Raw genomic sequence first — 18,576 nt, forward strand, 5'->3', positions numbered from 1 at the left:
TTTTGGCAGTTGCAGTGGCATGGGATTGCGCGGTGATTTTACAGGAAGATCAACTCTTTGGAATCCCATCCAAACCCAGACTGTTAGGTCATTCAGCTCGCCGTGCGGCCGATGATCCGCGCTGAATAACGCCGTCACCGAACGAACAGGCGTTTGCCGACTGGAGCGGCGGTAGTGGTGATTTGGGCAGTGCTGCCACTCTTGCCGGACGGTCGTCGCAACAAGTCCACAGGTCCAGAGCTGCTGGTTGCTTTCACCGTTTGAGCATGGCCGAAATACCATGCCGGATAAGAGGAAAATGTTGGGCGAACCGAAGCCCCGCATGGCGCGCAAGCCGTGCCCCCGTTCGCTCGCTTGAGTAGAGTCGGACGAGCATATTCGTACCATGGTAGAGCGGCGCCGCCGAGAGGCGCAGCCGCCTTTCGTATCGATGCAGCATGTCGGGATCGGCAATGTCGCGGCCGTCGCGACTTGCAGCCAGGATTGCATCGGCGAGTTGCCTTTGGCTGCCGAGACCAATGTTGAAGCCATGCGCTGTCACCGGGTGCATGCCGATTGCAGCGTCACCGATGAGGGCGGCGCTCGGAGCCCTGAATTCGTGCGCCCAAGTGGTGACCAGCGGATAGGCGTGGCGGCTGCTTGTCAATGTCATTTCCCCGAGACGGCCTCGACACCGCTTCGTCAATTCCCTGACGAACAAATCGTCGCTGAAGGCAAGCAGTCTGTCGACGTCGCTTGAGGGCAGAGTGAGCAGCAGCGAGGACACCCCCTCCCCCAGAGGCAACATCGCTATCGTTTGATGATGATCGAACCATTCGGTTGCCACATGGTGATGGTCGCGCTCGTGCCGCACCCGACAGATCAGCATCGAGTGGCCAAGCCGGTTGATGTCGGCGCCGATGCCGAGCAGATCACGCGTGGGGGACAGGCGCGAGTCCGCGGCAACAACAAGCCTGGCGCTCAACTGCATGCCGTCGGAAAGCCTTACCACGGCTCCTTTGTGGCTGGTCGTTGCGTCGATGACCGAGTGGCCGCACAGGAGCTCTGGCTGATCACGCATCCGAACGATTTTGAACAGCGCGTCGCGAATGCGGCAGTTCGGGACGAAAATTCCGAGAGTTTCTCCACACGCCCTTGGAGCATCAAAACGCAGTGCGAAACCGCTCGAACCGTTAAGCACGCGCGCGCCTCGAAGTGGTGATTTGTCCGAAGCGGGAATGATATCCCAGGCGCCGAGCTCCCGAAGGATTCTGATCGAGGCATGAGTCAGCGCGATCTCGCGACCGTCGAAAGCCGGATTGGCCAGTCTCTCCAGGGCCTGCGCTTCAACAAGCGCCACCTTGAGTTTGCTCTGGGCAAGCGACGCGGCGAAGGAAAGTCCGACCGGCCCCGCTCCAACGACAATGATGTCGAAGCTGTAATCGGACTCGGCCATCAACATGGCGCCATCGCGTAGGCTCTCCAGTGCCCAAGCACGAACTGCGAAATCAAAGACGCCTTTGATGCTAGTTTAAGCACGACGCGCGCAAGCTATGGCCGCCTAAATAAGTGGCAAGCCGCCTCATCAGCGGCAGATGCTCACAAAGCCGTTGCTTGACGGCTGAAGCTGGCAAATAAGCATACGATCGGGCCGTTGCAGCGGCGCGATCTCGCGATACTGGGCACGGAAGTGCTGCTGCTGCTGAAATTGCTGCCGCCTCAGCCTGTTCTCCAGCATCAGTGATTCGTTCTGCTCGACCAGCGCATTGCGATTGGCGGGGTTAAGGACTGGTGCTGAGGCGACTGGACCCGGCAACGCCGCCGTTACCAGCATTCCCGACATAAAGATCGTCAATAGGCGAAATCGCGACATCCATTCACTCCTGCAAACAAAACGTTGGCATACGCATGCCATGTTCAGCATCCACCTCAACTTCGCCACGCTCGCTCAGCCGAAAGCGACGCCCTGCCATACTCCTGGAACAAAAGGCTCGATGTGTGGGTGTTGATCCAGACCGATCGCGAGGCGCTCGGCGGCGCGATTAGTCGAGTAGGCATGGTTTCTCCTTGAAACACTGACCCATGAAACCACACCGATGAGTAGATAACCCTGATCTGGGTCAGGCGGCGTGAGAAATCGGGCGACCGCGGTTAGACGATCACCGCCTGCATATTGGGCGGAATGGGCGACGTAATCCTGCCGCGACACAGGCTGTTCACAGATCAGCGTCAACCGGCGGCAGTGAAGCTGCCCTATGCAACCTCATTCCGCGCAGTCCTCTGCGGAGCGGCTTGAATCAGCCTTCTGGCTTGTCGTCATGGTCGAGAAGGATACGCTCTGCTGCCCCGTCGAGATCCTCGTATTGACCGCTTTTCAACGCCCATAGGAAGCCCGACAGCCCAAGCGCGCCGAGGAGGAGGGTCCCAGGTATCAAATAGGCAAGCGTCCTCATTACAACTGTACCCGTCCGCCATTGTTGGAGTGTCTATCATTGGCAACAGTTTCCGCTGGTGCGTGCCGAACAAAGCCTTCCAGGCGCAATGCATTCCCGATGACTAGCAACGACGAGGCGGACATCGCGATTGCGGCGATCAACGGTGTGACGTGCCCCGAGATAGCGATCGGAACCGCGACCGCATTGTAGACGATAGCCATGGCGATGTTCTGCCGGATCAGCCTTCCTGCCTTGCGCGAGACGTCCAGCGCGAGGGGCACGGCCACAAGACTTTCGCGCAGGAAGACGAAGTCCGCCGCGTTGCGGCCAACATCGGCGGCGGTCGCCGGTGCGATCGAGACATGCGCTGCGCTCAGCGCCGGCGTGTCATTGAGGCCATCGCCAACCATCAGAACCCTGTGCCCGGCTTTCGCGAGGGTCTCTATGCGCTCGAGCTTGCCGGATGGCAGCAGGCACGGAACGAAGTCTTCGATTCCGAGTGACTTCGCAACCTCGGCGCAGGCTGCCGCGGTATCGCCCGACAGCATTTCTACGGGAACCCCGGCGTCGCTCAATTGATCGATGGCGGCTCTGGCGTCGGCGCGCAACGCATCCTCGAAAACGAAGGATGCGGCGATCATCCCGTTTCTCGTCAGCACCGTTCCGCCGTAGCCGTGTTTGCCTTCACCGCCCGTTCGCGCCTTCCAGCCAGCCCATCCGCGTCGGCCCAGTCGCCACGTACCTCCCGCGTCAGTGGCTTCGATTCCAAATCCCGGGTGCTCGGTGACGGCATCGAATTTGAGCTGCCCGCCAGGAATGGCAAAGCCGGCTATGGCCTTTGAATATGGATGGCGCGAATGCGCGGCCAGGTCGGCTGCGATTTCCAGCATTGCGGGATCGATCGACGACGCGTTGACGAGCCGCGGCTGGCCAAGCGTGAGCGTGCCGGTCTTGTCGAACACCGCCGTGTCGATTGTCGCCAGGCGTTCCATGGCAGAGCCGTCCTTGACCATGATGCCGTTCTCGAACAGGCGCCGTGCGGCGACCACCTGCACGATCGGCACGGCGAGGCCGAGCGCGCACGGGCATGTGATGATGAGAACAGCGATGGCGATCGTCATCGCCCGGTGCCAGTCGCCGGTCGCCGCCATCCAGCCCAGGAAGGTCACGAAGGCGGTGAGATGAACCACCGGGGCATAAAGTGCTGAAACGCGGTCGGCGATACGGCGATATTGCGCGCGGCCGCCCTCGGCGGCCTCCATCAGCCGAACGATTTCCGCCAGGAACGAATCCTTTGCGGCGGCTGCCGCCTGGATCGTCAGCGGGCCGGTAAGATTGAGCACGCCGGCCTGCACGGCATCGCCCGGCGCCACGTTTTTCGGCGTGCTTTCGCCTGAGGCCAACGAGCAGTCGAGATCCGATGTTCCCTGGATGATCTTGCCGTCGACGGGGGTTCTTTCGCCGGCCGCGATCAACAACTGCATGCCTGGTTCGATCTCGCCGACCGGCAGATAGTCGCGCGCGCCGTCGCCGCGCAGCACCATGGCGCCACGCGCGGCCAGCTGCGACAGGCCTTTCACGGCAGTCCGGGCACGCTCCCGCATCACATGATCCAGCGTCCGGCCGATCAAAAGGAAGAACAGCAGTGACACCGACGCATCGAAATAGGCATGTTCGCCATGGTTGATCGTCTCGTAAAGACTCATCGCATAAGCGAGCGACACCCCAACCGCGATCGGCACGTCCATGTTCATGCGACCATGGCGCAGTGCATTCCAGGCCGAGCGGAAGAAGATGCCGCCGGCGAAGGCGAGCGCAGGAATGGCGATCAATGCGGAGACCCAGTGAAACAGGTCGCGGGTAGCCCCTTCCGCGCCGGACCAGACCGAGACCGAAAGCAGCATGATGTTGCCCGCCGCGAAGCCGGCAACAGCGACGGCGCGGATCAGTTCGGCAAGCGTCTTGTCCTTGTCGCCGACCTCGGGTGCGAACAGATGCGCCTCGTAGCCCAGCCTTCCAAGCGCGGCGACGAACGGTGGCACCTCGTCTCCACGCCACCGGACCGCGACCCGCTTCGTCGACAGGTTGACACGCGCGCCTTCGATATTCTCGAGCTTTCCCAGCGCCGTCTCGATCGTCTGGATACACGCCGCGCAATGAACCGTCGGCACTGAAAGGTCGGTCTGTCGAAGATTGTCGCCAAGCGAGCGGCTCGCCAACCTGATCTCCTGGCTCGATGCCAGAACCGATGTGGTGCGGGCCAGTTCCAGCGCTATTTCGGCGCCCGGCGCACAACAGCTCATTGCAGCGCTCCATGGGAAATCATGATCCTGCGGACGTCGCGATAGGGCATCGCGAGGCCGGCATCGGCGTCCACCTCGACGATCCAGACGCCGTCCTTCGGCATGCGCTGGGCGGCGAATTCCTGACCCGTGGCGGGTGCGAGCGTGACCGGCTTGTCCTCTTTCTCGTAAGCGGGATGGCGAAACAGCACTTTGACACCACGCAAGGGAACCGGCTTGCCGCCGGCATCGGTAAGGTTGTAGCGGACTTCACCCCATGCGATGGTCAGTTTCCCGCTCCAGCCAAGGGCAGCCTGCGCGCGCGCCTCCTCGGCCTTCCTGTTGAACTGCTGGCTCGCCACGTAGGTGTTCTCGACGACAAGGCCGGTCCAACTGGTGTTGGCGAATGTCGCCATGGTCAGATTGACCGCGATGACCACACCGAAAAAGGCAAGGATGATGGCCAGCATGTGCTTGCCGGTGAATTCGCGGGGCTTTTGCGCCTTGGCGGTCATCTGGTAGTCTCCGGCGCGTTGAAGGTGGCGGTGTATTGGTCCGACTCGAAGCTCGCTCTGTCCTCGACCCGGAACGTGAAGGTCTGCGCCGCGCGCTGGATCTGATCCGCGGGCTGCCGCACGAAGACCTTCAGCATTTTCAGGCGGTCGGGTTCGACCGAGATGGGAACGGAGCGGCCTGCCGGCTGATCGATGCCGACGACGCTCATCTCTGCTCCTTCCAGGCCCTGAAAGGTCACGATGATCGTCCTGGGCTCGGGGATCATGTTGAGCAGCTTGACGGTGTAGCCGTTGCGGATGGAACCGTCGGACAGGGTGACGAACTGCGGATTGCGGTCGTGCAGCACGTTCACTTCGAGCCGGTCGCGCGTCAGCAGCGAATACAGCAGACCGAGGCCAATCAGCGACCACAGGCCCATGTAGACGTAGGTGCGCGGCCGAAAGATCTTGCGAATGTGGAAATGGGCCACCTTGTCGGAGAACAGGCTGTCAGCGGTTCGGACCAGCGAAGGATTGACTGAACCCGAGCCCCTGGCGGTCGCCAGCATCATGTTGGCGTTGTAGTCGGAGAGCGTCGCGTAGGAGATCAACCCATGCTCCCTGCCGAGCTTGTCCATGACGCCGTCGCAAGCGTCGATGCAGAGCGCGCAGGTGATGCATTCGAGTTGCTGGCCGTCGCGGATGTCGATCCCCATCGGGCAGACCGCGACGCAGGCATTGCAGTCGACGCAGTCGCCGACAGGCTGCCCCGCGGCGATCACCTTCTTGGCGTGGCGCGAGCGCGGTTCGCCGCGCCAGTCATTGTAGGTGACGGTGAGGGAGTTCTCATCGAGCATGGCCGCCTGGATGCGCGGCCACGGGCACATATAGGTGCAGACCTGCTCGCGCATCAGCCCGCCGAACGTATAGGTCGTCGCCGTCAGTACGGCGATGGTGATGTAGGCGACGGGAGCCGCCGTGCCGGTGAAGAGCTCGCCGGCCAGCGTTGGCGCATCGGCGAAATAGAAGATCCAGGCGCCGCCGGTGGCCGCGCCTATGACCAGCCAGATCGCGTGCTTCGAGACGCGCAGCATCAGCTTTCGCGCTGTCCAGGGTCCCGCATCGAGCTTCATGCGAGCGTTGCGGTCGCCCTCGATGGCGCGCTCTACGACCAGAAACAGATCGACCCAAACGGTCTGCGGGCACGTATAGCCGCACCAGGCGCGCCCGACCGTCGAGGTGATCAGGAAGAGGCCGACGCCGGCCATGACCAGGAGGCCGGCCACATAGAAGAATTCCTGCGGCCATATCTCGATGAAGAAGAAGTAGAAACGCCGATTGGCAAGGTCGAGCAGCACGGCCTGGTCCGGAGCAAATGCACCGCGATCCCAACGCAGCCACGGCGTCAGGTAGTAGATGCCGAGCGTGATCGCCATCACCAGCCATTTGAAGCGGCGAAAGTTGCCCGAGGTGCGCTTTGGGAAGATTTTCTTGCGCGCAGCGTAAAGAGGCTGACGGATATTCCAGGAATTTGTGGCCGAGCCTTCGAGCCGTTCTGTTCGCGTATCATTGCGCACGTGCGTACCACTCCCATCCGATGTCAGAAGGGGGCTTCGTGCCGCATCGACGAGCGGCGCAGCCGAAATGGTGTCGAGGCCCGGCTTGCGCCGGGCCCCGTCGCTTGGCAGGGGGAGGCTGAGAATAGGCCTTGCCTTCCTATTCTCCGCCGCCAAGCGAATGGACATAAACCGCAAGCTCCTTGACTTTGATCTCGCCGAGACGGCCGAGCCAGGCCGGCATGACACCTTCCTTTGGCGCGCGGACCTGGGCTGCGACCGCTGCCTCGCCGGCCCCATGCAGCCAAATGGCGTCGGTGAGGTTGGGGCCCCCAAATTCCCTGTTCCCCTCCGCGTTCTCACCATGACAGGCGACGCAATTGTCGGAAAAGACTTTGGCACCGGGTTGGATCAGACTCGCATCGGCGACCTTGCCGGAGAGACTGACGACATATGCGCTAACCTGCTTGATCTCGTCGGCGGTGATGATGTCGCCGAAGTCGGGCATTTCTGAGAGTCGGGTGTCTGGATCGGCCGCGAAGCGTATCCCATGCGTGATTGTCTGCTGGATCTGCTCGGCCTTGCCGCCCCACAGCCAGTCGTCGTCGTTTAGGTTGGGAAAGCCCTTGGATCCTTCGGCGCCGGAGCCGTGGCACTGCGTGCAGTTGACTTTGAATGCGGCGCCGCCGGCGGCGATGGCGAATTCGCGCAAGGCATCATCCGATTCGATTTCCGAGACACTTTTCGACTTCACCGCCGCGAGGTATTTGCTCTTCGCTGCTTCCGCAGCCGCCAGTTCGTTCTTGACGTCATTGCGGCTCGAATAGCCGAGAGCACCCGTCGTCGCAGAGTGCAGCAGCGGCCATGCGGGATAGGCGATTGTGTAGCCGATCGCCCACACGACGGTGACGTAGAAGATGGTGATCCACCAACGCGGAAGCGGGTTGTTCAGCTCGCGGATGCCATCCCATTCGTGGCCGGTGGTCGAGACCCCAGAGACTTCATCGATGTGCTCCTCGCTCATGATCACTCGTCCTGAAGCGGAATTCGTGCAGCTTCGTCCGCCAGCTCGCGGCTGCCGGGACGCAGGACGAAGACACTTGCCCCCGCAACGAAAAGCGCCATGGCAACTAGACCCCAGCTGTCAGCAAACTCCCGCATAAGATTGTAATTCATGGAAAACTCCTCAGCGGTAACCGGCGCCTTCGTCGTAGTTCTTAAAATCGACCAGCGTGCCGAGCATCTGCAGATACGCAACGAGCGCATCCATTTCGGTGACCTGTTGCGGGTTGCCGTCGAAGTCGCCGATCTTAGCTTTGGGATAGCGTTTCTCCAGGCCCGAGGTGTCGGCATTCGGGTCGGCCTGCGCCATCAGATCGGCGTTGGCGTTGGAGACCATGTCATCGTTGTAGGGAACGCCGACCCGCCTGTTGGCGACCAGATGCGTCGAGAAATCCTTCACCTCGATCTGTGCGTCCTTCAAGAAGGCATAGCTCGGCATGATCGATTCCGGGACAACGGAACGCGGATCCGAAAGATGCGCGACATGCCAGGCGTTCGAGTAGCGGTCACCGACCCGGGCCAGATCCGGCCCCGTCCGCTTCGATCCCCACTGGAAGGGGTGATCGTACATCGACTCTGCCGCCAGGCTGTAATGGCCGTAGCGCTCGACCTCGTCACGGAAAGGTCTGATCATCTGGCTGTGGCAGAGGTAGCAGCCCTCGCGCACATAGATGTTGCGCCCGACGAGCTCGAGCGGCGAGTAGGGACGCATGCCTTCCACCTTCTCGATCGTGTTGTCGAGATAGAAGAGCGGCGCGATTTCGACGATGCCGCCGACAGTCACGACAAGAAGGGAGCCAACGAGAAGAAGCGTGGCGTTCTTCTCGATAATGGCATGTTTGTCCATCAAGCCCATTGGTTTGGCTCCCTGGCAGGTCGAAGGACAGGCGCGGCACCCGACACCGGCTTTTCCTCGCGCTGGCGGCCGAGAATCGTCATCACGATGTTCCAGGCCATGATCAGGGCGCCGGACAGGTACATGGCGCCGCCGATGGCGCGCATGACGTAGTAGGGGCGCATGGCAGCGACGGTTTCGGCGAAGGAGTAGACCAGGAAGCCCTGCTCGTCGTATTCGCGCCACATCAGGCCCTGCGTGATGCCGGACACCCACATGGCGGCGGCGTAGACGACGATGCCGAGCGTCGCCAGCCAGAAGTGCCAGGTAACCAGCCGCAGCGAATAGAGCCGGTCGCGGTTCCAGAGCTTCGGCACCATGTAGTAGATCGCGCCGAAAGAAATCATGCCGACCCAGCCGAGCGCGCCGGAGTGCACGTGACCGATGGTCCAGTCGGTATAATGCGACAGCGAGTTGACCGCCTTGATCGCCATCACCGGGCCTTCGAAGGTCGACATGCCGTAGAAGGCGACGGCCATCACCATCATGCGGATAATCGGATCGGTGCGCAGCTTGTCCCAGGCGCCGGACAGCGTCATCAGGCCATTGATCATCCCGCCCCATGACGGCATCCACAGCATGATCGAGAACACCATGCCGAGCGTCTGCGCCCAGTCGGGCAGAGCGGTGAAATGCAGGTGGTGCGGCCCGGCCCAGATGTACAGGAAGATCAGCGCCCAGAAGTGGATGATCGACAGCCGGTAGGAATAGACTGGCCGGTTCGCCTGCTTGGGAACGAAATAGTACATCATGCCGAGGAAGCCGGCGGTGAGGAAAAAGCCGACGGCGTTGTGGCCGTACCACCACTGCGTCAGCGCGTCCTGGACCCCGGAAAAGGCGGAGTAACTCTTGGAACCGAGGAAAGAAGCCGGCATCGAAAGGTTGTTGACCACATGCAGCATCGCGATGGTCACGATGAAGGACAGGTAGAACCAGTTGGCGACGTAGATATGCGGTTCCTTGCGCTTCAGGATCGTGCCAAGGAACAGGATGAGGTAAGCGACCCAGACGATGGTCAGCCAGATGTCGACATACCATTCGGGTTCGGCGTATTCGCGGCTCTCGGTTATGCCGAGCAGGTAGCCGGTCGCGGCCATGACGATGAAAAGCTGGTAGCCCCAGAACACGAACCAGGCGAGATCGCCGCCGAACAGGCGGGCGCGGCTGGTGCGCTGCACGACATACATTGATGTGCAGAGAAGGGCGTTGCCGCCGAATGCGAAGACGACGCCTGACGTGTGCAGCGGCCGCAAGCGGCCGAAATTGAACCACGGCTGAATGTTGAGATCGGGGTAGGCCAGCTGCAGCGCGATGACCACGCCGACCAACATGCCAACGACACCCCAGAACATGGTGGCGATGGCGCCGTAGCGGATCGGACCGTCCATATAGGCGGACGGGTCGATCGGAGCGGCCGGCTTGAACTCCGTATTGCGCAACAAGATCCCGGTAAAGGCAACAAGGGCAAAAGACAGCACCCCCATATGCTGGCGGAAAGGTCCATCAATGCCGAAGCCGGCAGCCACCAGGGCTGCAAAGGCAAAAAAGCCCACCACGACGATCGCTGTGCCGAATTTCATCGCAAATCCTGATCCCGAATCGGGCGGACGCCAAATCCGCTCGGCATCAATTGCGCAGCTGCCCTCTGCCCGCCCTGATCCATGTCAGGTGCCAGGTTTGTTCCGTAGAATCGAGTTCGCGCAAAAAGAGCGGACGTTGGGGCGGGCGGATATGTCGAAGCGCGGCCTCCGCGACGTTGGAAGTAGCGCTGCTAAGGTCGCCTGGAATGGCTCGGGAAAGACGCAGTGACATCGCCGCCACCCTTGCCGGTACGAGGACCTCAAGGATCAATGCTTCACCGGCGGGCTTTGCGGAACTCTTGCCGGCTGCCTCTCTATCCGACAAGGGTCGCGGATGCTCTTGGGTCTATGCTACCGGGCGTCTCGAGGCTATAGCAATACATTGTCTTCGAACGCAGCATGTCCTGCCGCGGATTCGAGTTGGCGGCGCAGACCCCGCCGCTTGGGCTTATCCAAACTGCCGCGGCCTTCGGCCGCCGCAGCGCTGCTCCAGCCGGCCGACGCTCTCCACCCTCACATGGCGCTTGTTCTCGATCCGGATCACGCCTTCAGCTCGCAGTCGAGTCAGATGGCGGCTCACGGTTTCATTCGTCAGACCAAGGAAATCAGAGATATCGGCACGAGTCAGTGGCAGATCGAAGCACGCCGATATGGCGGCCGGATCAACACTGGAATCCATGTTCAGGGCGAGCATGACGAGAAAACTCGCCACCTTTTCCGATGCCGTCTTGCGCCCGAGCGTCACCATCCATTCGCGTGCTGCGTCAAGTTCGTCCAGCGCCTGCTTGAGCAGGCGATGCTCGAGTTCCGGTGATTCCTTCACCATCCGTTCGAGGGCTGCCTTGGGGAACGAACACAGCGTGACAACGGTTGCCGCTTCCGCACTGATCTCGCTTTCGACCTTGAAGGGTCGCCCCAGAAAATCCGGTGCAAACTGGAGCCCTACGATCTGCTGGCGCCCGTCCGAAAGGCTCTTCGTCAGCTTGACCACGCCTGAAAGCACATTCGAATAGCTGTTGACGGCCTCGCAGTCGCCGACCAGTTCGACTCCTGGCTCGATCTTGTGCCGCGATGAACTCCTGGCAAGCGCAGCCAAGCGGTCTGGATCGAGCGCTCCGCAAATACCGCGACGCCTTCCCTCGCAAGAGCGGCAAAGAACGGGAATGCCGGAACTGTGAATGTCCTGCCGTAATGTCATGCGTTCGCTCTACCCTCTTCCAAGCACCGACAGGGTAGCAATCCAGGGTGGAAAAATCCTTGCGGCAGTTTGTCCGAGCTGCACTTGATCGAAATCAGGGCGTTGGCCGGCCAACCAGTCAAGAGTTCCAGCGGTGCACATGGTGACCACGACATGCAGTCGAAAGCAGCTTGCTCGGATTGTCGAAAACGTCCCTCGTTATACCAGCTATCCGACCGCACCGCATTTCCACGCGGGCGTCGATGCTGCGGCTTATCGTGGCTGGCTGGAGGCGCTCGGCGAGGACGATGAGATATCGCTCTACGTGCACATCCCTTTCTGCGACAGGCTTTGCTGGTTCTGTGCTTGCCACACCAAGCAGACACGCCACTATGAACCGGTGACCAAATATCTGGGATCATTGCATACGGAGATCGCCACCGTCGCAAGTCTCGCCGGAGGCAAGGGCCGGGTGCGTGCCGTCCATTTGGGCGGCGGTTCGCCGACAATGCTCAGGCCCGACGACATGGTGGCGCTCGGGACCGCATTGCGCCACAGCTTCTCATTTCTTCCCGGCACCAGGATCAGCGTCGAAATCGAACCCAACGATATGGACGAAGCCCGCCTCGATGCGCTTGCCGAAATCGGCATGACGAGGGCGAGCCTCGGGGTCCAGGATTTCGATCCGAAGGTGCAAAAAGCCATCAATCGCGAGCAGACCTTCTCCCAGACCAAAACGGTTGTCGACGGCGTTCGGTCCCGCGGCGTCGAATCTGTCAACCTCGACCTGCTCTACGGCTTGCCGCACCAGACCCGGGAGAGCGTCTTGTCAACTGTCATGCAGGCGCTGATGCTTGAGCCCAACCGGATCGCCCTTTTTGGCTATGCCCATGTGCCATGGTTCAAGAAACATCAGACCATGATCGACGAGGCGTGGTTGCCAAGCCCGGAGGAGCGGCTTGCCCAATCGCAACTGGCAGCACGCGCCATACTCGACCAAGGATACGAACCAATCGGCCTCGACCATTTCGCCAAACCGGACGATGCGCTGGCGCTTGCCGCGCATGCGGGGACTTTGCGTCGCAACTTTCAGGGCTATACCGAGGATCGCTACGAAACCTTGATCGGCCTCGGCCCCTCGTCCATCAGCCAATTCCGGCAAGGCTATATACAGAACATGCCTTCCACCGTCGAATATGGCCGCATGGTGGATGACGGTGGGTTGGCTTCGGTCCGCGGGATTGCCTTCTCGAACGACGACCGCGCTCGCGGCTGGATCATTGAGCGCCTGATGTGCGATTTCGGCTTCTCGGCAGTCGATTTGGTGGAACGCTTCGGCAAAGCCGGCCAGAAGCTCCTTCTTCGGTCGAGTACGGTGGCCCTCGACAAGTCGGTCCGACTTGAACTCGACGGCGATCGTTTCGTCGTACCGGTGGAAAGTCGTCCCTTTGTCAGATGCGTCGCTGCGAAGTTCGACAAATATCTCAAAACGGGAAAGGCCAGGCACTCCGTGGCAGTTTGAGCCCGCGAGTGCGTCGCGGTCCGCGCAGGGCCCATCATCGGTGACCTATTTGCCAGACGATGTTGCCCGCCCACACCCTTGTTTGACAGGCACGCAGGCAGATCAACGCGCTCCGCTATGGTCGTCTTCCCGGTCGACACCGGCCGGCACATGATGGAGAGATGGAAGCTTCGCTTGGCACAGCTCGGCCTCATGGATGGACCGGCCGAGCGTGCGGTGCGCCACAATTGCACTTGACCGACTCTCTGCTTCGGTCATTCGGAATCTGAGGCTTTCAAAGACCGCGATTCGTCTGAGATGCTGGCGGTCGCCAGACCTTCTTTTCTGGCCTTGGCAAACGCTCGGTCGCCGTCCAGAAATCCCGCCAGCATAAAAGGGATGAGTTCCGCGACTGTTTCAGACTCGCCATAAGTCTGACGATAGAGCGCAGCATAGGCCTTGAGTTCTTGGCTCAACTCCGCGCTGACGGTGATCGTAATCTTCAAGGGCGTTCGGTCTGGAAGCTTGCCAAGTTTCAAGTTGGCCATAATCACTCCCGTTCAATTTTGTATGGCCGCAGCAAGAGATCCTTGTGCACGATGACGCGCAGTGGCCAGCCTGGTCGGATCGTTATGGTGGGCTGAACGTTGAGATTTTTCTCAGTTATGCGCTGGCCGGCTCGACTGACGTTCTGCTGGGCGGATTCGCGGATCGCCTTGACCAGATCGCTTTCATTGTCTCCGAGGCTCAATTCGGTGCCCACGCCAAGCAAGGTCGCGAGCGCAACCCCCTTGATCAGCTGCCAGGTGTGGAAATCCACCTTGTCCTCAAGCCCCGCATATCCGGCGGTGTCTGTCGCCGGCAGATTATCGATCTCGATCGAGGACCCGTCCGGCAGGATTATTCGCTGCCAGACCAGCAATGCGCGCTTTTGCCCAAACGCCACCACGCTGTCATAGGTGCCGATCAGCCGGGAACCTTGTGGAATGAGCAAGATGCTGCCAGTGACTGTGTCTTGCACATTCTCTGTGACCTGCGCGACGACGAGGCCGGGTAGGTCGGAATTGATCCCGGTAATGAGGCTTGCCGCGATTACGCTTCCAGCCATCAGTTGGTAGAGCGAAGCAGACGTCTGCAGCGCATGCGGATTGTAGATTCCGCTTGTGCTCCGCTGACTGACAAAATCCAGCTTGCGCTGTTGGTTGTTCTGATCGCCCTCGGCTGGCGCAACGGAAGCCGACCCGGCTGTCGCTACGGATTGGGGCGCTTCAGGCCGCTGCTGTAGACTCTCCTCGCCGCCAGCGAGATCTGTCGGTTTGGGTCGGTTATCGATCCGGAACAACACTTGCGACTCGCGCGCTTCGATCGCCTGCTGGGCAAGGCGTTGATCCTCGGCGGAGACCTCCTGTCCCGGCGCAATTCCGAGTTGGCGCTGCCGCTCGAGGATGGGGCGGCCGAGATCACCGGGTAGCGGCGGTCCGAGCACCGGGGCCTTCGGCTTGACGCCGGAATAGTCCCTGGGCAGGCTGTCGAGCCCCTCGGCGGTGGGCTTGTGGTCAGGATGGTAGAGGTCTTCCGCCTGCTCTTTGAATCGCAATGCCGGTCCCTGAAGCGCAATGATCATGACGCCCAGAATGGCACCACATCCGGCGGCAGAGATCGCGACAATCACGCCCCGCCTGAAGCGCACAGCACCGCGGGGTGAGGCGCGCAGCTGCAGCTGGTCGGGATCGAGTTTCGGAGGCGCATTGGAGTGGGACGTATCGGTCATGAGCCTTTTCCCCTCACCTGCCGAAACCGGCAAAGAGTGGCATCCGACGCGGCAATTGCCCGCCGTCAATCCTTGAGATGCGAACGACCTGCTGCGGCTTGGCGCCGAGGCGCAGTTCGGCCGCGGCGAACAGGCGATCGACGATGTAGTAGTTGCCGCGCATGCGGTAGTTGACCAGCTGATTGCCGCCGTCAGCACCGACGATGAAGAGCGGCGGCGCCTCGCCCTGATCGATGCGGCGCGGGAATTCGATATAGACTTTGCTGCCGTCGTCAAAGGCCCGTGTCGGCCTCCAGGGCGGAGTGTCGCCGGCGATTGAATAGCGGAAGCGGATATTTTCGAGCGCAACATTCGATGCGACCGGCGTTGCAGCGTCGGCCTGAACGTTTCGCCGGGAGAGCGCAAGGATCTGGTCTTCGCTGTAGGTCCAAGAGATGGCCGCCATTGCGGTCTTCTCCGTGCTTTGGAGCTGCAAGTGATAGGTGCGTCGATCCGTGGTGATCACCAGATTTGTGGTAAGCTCGGGCGCGAACGGCTTCACCAACACATGGGTGCGTTGACCGTCGCCGGTGCCACTGATGGTATCGCCTATGACCCAGCGGACCGTGTCCCCGGCGGACACGGCTGTCAGTTTCTCGCCCGGCTGCAGAGCGATATCGGTGACGCGCTCCGGCGCGGCAAAGAGCTGATAAAGCGCGCCATCGGTGAAGGGATAGACCTGGACCGCGTTGACATAGCCATACCTGGTTGGCTGCCGAGTTGCGGCCCTATTGGCATCGGCAACGCGTTCTTCAGGAGAGCGCTTGTCCTCGGCGGACTTGACTGGGTCAGGCTGCAACTGGCCGGGAAGCGGTAGCGGCTTTGGCACCTCGACGATTTTAACCGGTTTCTCTGGCGGCTTCTCGATCGACGCTGCTTTGAAGTCGGCAGCGTCATAGGCAATCTCGGGCGGCGGCACCGGCTTGGATGCGCAGGCGGACAGCACCGCTGCCGAGGCCGACAGGATCAGCGCGGCACGGAGCGATGGGGCTTTATTTGTCATTGGCGGGCTCCTTGGGGGAAATGGAGGTCGGCGCGGCACTGTCGAGCTCGCGCGACCAATCGATGGCGTTGATGAAAAGGCCGAGCGGATTCTTGCGCAGTTGGTCTGTATTGCTTGGCGGGCGGATCATGATGGTGAGGATCGCCGTCCAGCGGGTCGTGCTGGCAAGGCTGCCGCGCTCAAAGACCTGCTCGGTCCATTTGACCTGGAACGAGCTGCCGGAAGCCCGCACCACGCTGGTCACCTGGACGGAAACGCTCCGCGTTCCGATCTGACCGAAAGGATCGTTCGCCTTGGCATATTCGTTGAGGAAGAGCGCGGCGCGGTCACTGGCAAAGTCATAGGCGGCCAGCCAGTTCTGCCGCACCAACACCGGATCGGTGGAAACGGAACGGATATTCTGAATGAAACGGCCAAGATGCCAGGCGATCTGGGCGTCCGTCGGCTCGTAGTCCCGGATTGCCGAGGTTACGGCGCGCGCCTCGCCGAAGCGGTCGACCTCGACGACGTAGGGCACAACCCGGCTCTGCATTGACTGCCAAACGAGCCCGCCGGAGAGCCCGGTCGCCAATGCCAGGCAGCCAAGTGCCATCAGCCGCCAGTTGCGGGCCTGCACCCGCGATGAGCCGATGCGCTCATCCCAAAGCTGGCCCGCCTTCTGGTACGGTGTGATGGGCTCGGGTGTCTTGCCGTAGCGTTGAACGGATCGCTTGAAGAGCATCTAGTCGTCCTTGTCGTTGAGAGAGGGATTGGCGCTACCGCCCGGTCTGTCACCATCGCGCACGGCCTGCATGGTGGCGTGGCGGTGGGCTCGCGCAGACTGCTGGGAACGCAGGCGCCTGGCCCAGCTAGGGGCAGCATCGGTGGTCGGACCCGCAGTAGTTTCGGTCATCGAGGCGATTGGAGACCCGCCGGTCGCGGTCCATGCGGCCTGGCGCCCGGCATCAGCGCTGCGCCCGAAGGTTTCCGCGGCAGATCGTGCCGCTCGCACAGCGGCGCCACTGGCGGCACCTGCCACGCCCTGCATCCCGGCAGCCACACCCGACAGGCCGGAGTCAGGCGAGGTTGCGCGCCCCAATTGCCAGGCAGAGGAAGCTGCCGAACCAATCGTGGTGCTGGCGCGAATTGCGGCAAGCCCGCCATCAGCTGCCATGCGCACCCCGGCGATCGCAGCGCCTCCGGCAACGAGTGACGCACCGGCGGCGGCCGCGGCCGTACCCAGTGCGGCGCCCGCACCAAGCTGCGGGGCACCCGAGACGAGACCGGACGCTATTCCAGGCCCGAAAATACCTAGCCCAAGCAGCGCCAGCGCGCCCAACACCTGTGACATGGCGGCGGCCAAATCCGGCTCCTTGCCTTGCAGCGCCGAAGCGAACTCGCCGAACAGCGTGGACCCGACACCGACGATGACCGCAAGCACCATCACCTTGATGCCCGACGAGATCACGTTGCCGAGCACGCGCTCGGCCAGGAACGCCGACCGGTTCCAGACTGCGAAGGGCACCAGAACGAAGCCGGCGAGAGTGGTGAGCTTGAACTCCAGAATGGTGATGAAGAGCTGGATGGAAAGAATGAAGAAGGCAATGATGACCAGGAACCAGGCCACGAGCAGCACGAAAATGGTGAGCGCGTTGCCGAAGATTTCGGGAAAGCCAAGAAGCTGGCTCGCCTGATCCAGCAGCGGCCACGCGCCCTCGAAGCCTGTGGCGGCAATACGTCCGGGCCGCAGGAGACTGTCGGGCGACAGATTGGCGGCCGAAGCGTTGATGCCCAGCCCTGCGAAGGAGCGGTATATAATGTCGGCGAGATTCTTGAAATTGTTCAGGATGAAAGCGAATACGCCGACATAGAGCACCTTGCGGATGAAGCGGCCGAGAATGTTGGGCTCGCCGGCGAATGCCCAAGCGAGCCCGGCTAAGGTGATGTCGATGCCGATCAGGGTCGTGGTGAGGAAGGCGACATCGCCCGACAGCAGACCAAACCCGCTGTCAATATAGCGGATGAAAGTCTCCATGAAGCGATCGATGACCCCGAGGTCGTTCATTGCGCCTTCCCCTCGTGACAGAAATGGTGATCAGTTGCCGGGATAGGCCGTGCCGGTGCCGAGGAAACGCTTTGTCGTCTGGCGCGCGGCTTCTTCGGACTGCGCCTTGCGAGCCGCATCCTCCGCCTCAGCGCGAAACTGCGTCGCGAGCAGCGTCTGGATCTGCATCTGCTGCTTGGTTGACAGCGCGATCAGTTGGTTGGTGGCCTGGCTTGCCTCAAGCGCACCGGCAGCACCCTGGCTGCGGTTGACGAGATCAGCAAGCAGGTCGCGATCGCCGCGGACGTTCTCGAGGATTTGCGACTGGACACCCATAGTCTGTCGGAACGCCTGCATGGCGCTCTGCCAGCGCTCGCGCGCTGCGCTTGCCACATCGCTGACCTTGATCGTGGCGTCGTAGCTTTCGGGATATTGATTGCGCCACTGGTCCTGCAGCTTGCCCAGATCAAAACTCAGGCCACTCGCCTGGTCCATGAGCCCGTCGATCCGCTGCAGCGAACCGGTGAGCTGGCCCACCGAAGAAAAATCCAACCTCTGAAGGTTGCGCGCCATGTTCTGTAGCATGGTCGCCTGGTTCTGGAGCGACTGTATCTGGTTGTTGATCTGCTCCAGTGAGCGTGCCGCCGTCAGCACATTCTGGGTGTAGTTCGAGGGATCGAAGACAATGAGCGCGTAGGCTGGCTGGACATAGTCGGCCATCGGTTTGGCCATCAGGGAAAGGGTGATCAGGCCGGAAAGGAAACGGCGCCGCATCATGA

At 61.5% G+C, this 18,576-nt stretch carries 18 protein-coding genes; 1 reads left to right on the forward strand and 17 read right to left on the reverse strand.

Translation table 11 applies throughout. From position 1 onward, the window contains the following. Window positions 1-253: 253 nt before the first annotated feature. The 11 genes from ubiM to ACVDG8_RS11635 form a co-directional block, all read right to left on the reverse strand. The gene (ubiM, locus tag ACVDG8_RS11585) at window positions 254-1,441 is read right to left on the reverse strand and encodes a 5-demethoxyubiquinol-8 5-hydroxylase UbiM (protein WP_447254837.1); all 1,188 of its coding nucleotides are present in this window, start codon (window positions 1,439-1,441) and stop codon (window positions 254-256) included. Between the two features lie 123 nt (window positions 1,442-1,564). Continuing rightward, a complete protein-coding gene (locus ACVDG8_RS11590) occupies window positions 1,565-1,852 on the reverse strand; it encodes a hypothetical protein (protein ID WP_455707699.1) in 288 nt (95 codons plus the stop codon). A gap of 424 nt (window positions 1,853-2,276) precedes the next feature. Then, a complete protein-coding gene (gene ccoS, locus ACVDG8_RS11595) occupies window positions 2,277-2,432 on the reverse strand; it encodes a cbb3-type cytochrome oxidase assembly protein CcoS (protein ID WP_447254839.1) in 156 nt (51 codons plus the stop codon). After that, the gene (locus tag ACVDG8_RS11600; protein ID WP_455707700.1) at window positions 2,432-4,717 is read right to left on the reverse strand and encodes a cation-translocating P-type ATPase; all 2,286 of its coding nucleotides are present in this window, start codon (window positions 4,715-4,717) and stop codon (window positions 2,432-2,434) included. Before ACVDG8_RS11600 ends, ccoS begins: the two co-directional genes overlap by 1 nt. Further along, entirely contained in the window at window positions 4,714-5,211 is a 498-nt protein-coding gene (locus ACVDG8_RS11605; RefSeq protein WP_447254840.1) for a FixH family protein, read from the reverse strand. Before ACVDG8_RS11605 ends, ACVDG8_RS11600 begins: the two co-directional genes overlap by 4 nt. Beyond that, entirely contained in the window at window positions 5,208-6,767 is a 1,560-nt protein-coding gene (gene ccoG / locus ACVDG8_RS11610) for a cytochrome c oxidase accessory protein CcoG (RefSeq protein WP_447254841.1), read from the reverse strand. The genes ACVDG8_RS11605 and ccoG overlap by 4 nt, the downstream gene beginning before the upstream one ends. Window positions 6,768-6,906: 139 nt before the next feature. Continuing rightward, the gene (ccoP, locus tag ACVDG8_RS11615; protein WP_447254842.1) at window positions 6,907-7,770 is read right to left on the reverse strand and encodes a cytochrome-c oxidase, cbb3-type subunit III; all 864 of its coding nucleotides are present in this window, start codon (window positions 7,768-7,770) and stop codon (window positions 6,907-6,909) included. A 2-nt stretch (window positions 7,771-7,772) separates the two neighbouring features. After that, the gene (locus ACVDG8_RS11620) at window positions 7,773-7,922 is read right to left on the reverse strand and encodes a cbb3-type cytochrome c oxidase subunit 3 (RefSeq protein WP_447254843.1); all 150 of its coding nucleotides are present in this window, start codon (window positions 7,920-7,922) and stop codon (window positions 7,773-7,775) included. 10 nt (window positions 7,923-7,932) lie between these two features. Beyond that, window positions 7,933-8,664, reverse strand: a complete 732-nt coding sequence (gene ccoO, locus ACVDG8_RS11625; RefSeq protein WP_447254844.1) for a cytochrome-c oxidase, cbb3-type subunit II — start codon at window positions 8,662-8,664, stop codon at window positions 7,933-7,935. Then, window positions 8,655-10,283: a cytochrome-c oxidase, cbb3-type subunit I gene (gene ccoN, locus ACVDG8_RS11630; RefSeq protein ID WP_447254845.1), complete on the reverse strand. Its 1,629-nt coding sequence runs from the start codon at window positions 10,281-10,283 to the stop codon at window positions 8,655-8,657. The genes ccoO and ccoN overlap by 10 nt, the downstream gene beginning before the upstream one ends. 448 nt (window positions 10,284-10,731) lie before the next feature. Next, window positions 10,732-11,481, reverse strand: coding sequence for a Crp/Fnr family transcriptional regulator (locus ACVDG8_RS11635; RefSeq protein ID WP_447254846.1), 750 nt, complete (start codon window positions 11,479-11,481; stop codon window positions 10,732-10,734). A gap of 139 nt (window positions 11,482-11,620) precedes the next feature. On the opposite strand from ACVDG8_RS11635, the gene hemN reads away from it, so the two are divergent. Continuing rightward, window positions 11,621-12,982, forward strand: coding sequence for an oxygen-independent coproporphyrinogen III oxidase (gene hemN, locus ACVDG8_RS11640; protein WP_455707701.1), 1,362 nt, complete (start codon window positions 11,621-11,623; stop codon window positions 12,980-12,982). 254 nt (window positions 12,983-13,236) lie between these two features. On the opposite strand, the gene ACVDG8_RS11645 is transcribed toward hemN, so the two are convergent. From ACVDG8_RS11645 to trbJ, 6 genes are read right to left on the reverse strand one after another with little or no spacing between them, the layout of a single operon-like run. Beyond that, window positions 13,237-13,509 carry a DUF2274 domain-containing protein gene (locus ACVDG8_RS11645; protein WP_013533261.1) on the reverse strand — a complete coding sequence of 91 codons (273 nt, stop codon included), beginning with the start codon at window positions 13,507-13,509 and terminating at the stop codon, window positions 13,237-13,239. Window positions 13,510-13,511: 2 nt separating this feature from the next. Beyond that, complete coding sequence (locus ACVDG8_RS11650; RefSeq protein ID WP_447254848.1) at window positions 13,512-14,732, reverse strand: TrbI/VirB10 family protein; 1,221 nt, start codon at window positions 14,730-14,732, stop codon at window positions 13,512-13,514. Between the two features lie 13 nt (window positions 14,733-14,745). Beyond that, the gene (gene trbG, locus ACVDG8_RS11655; RefSeq protein ID WP_447254849.1) at window positions 14,746-15,774 is read right to left on the reverse strand and encodes a P-type conjugative transfer protein TrbG; all 1,029 of its coding nucleotides are present in this window, start codon (window positions 15,772-15,774) and stop codon (window positions 14,746-14,748) included. After that, window positions 15,764-16,495 (reverse strand): conjugal transfer protein TrbF, encoded by a 732-nt coding sequence (gene trbF / locus ACVDG8_RS11660; protein ID WP_447254850.1) that lies wholly within the window; start codon window positions 16,493-16,495, stop codon window positions 15,764-15,766. Before trbF ends, trbG begins: the two co-directional genes overlap by 11 nt. Beyond that, window positions 16,496-17,818 carry a P-type conjugative transfer protein TrbL gene (trbL, locus tag ACVDG8_RS11665; RefSeq protein WP_447254851.1) on the reverse strand — a complete coding sequence of 441 codons (1,323 nt, stop codon included), beginning with the start codon at window positions 17,816-17,818 and terminating at the stop codon, window positions 16,496-16,498. A gap of 30 nt (window positions 17,819-17,848) precedes the next feature. Next, entirely contained in the window at window positions 17,849-18,574 is a 726-nt protein-coding gene (gene trbJ / locus ACVDG8_RS11670; protein ID WP_447254852.1) for a P-type conjugative transfer protein TrbJ, read from the reverse strand. Window positions 18,575-18,576 lie beyond the last annotated feature (2 nt).

Source organism: Mesorhizobium sp. ORM8.1 (assembly GCF_053005525.2).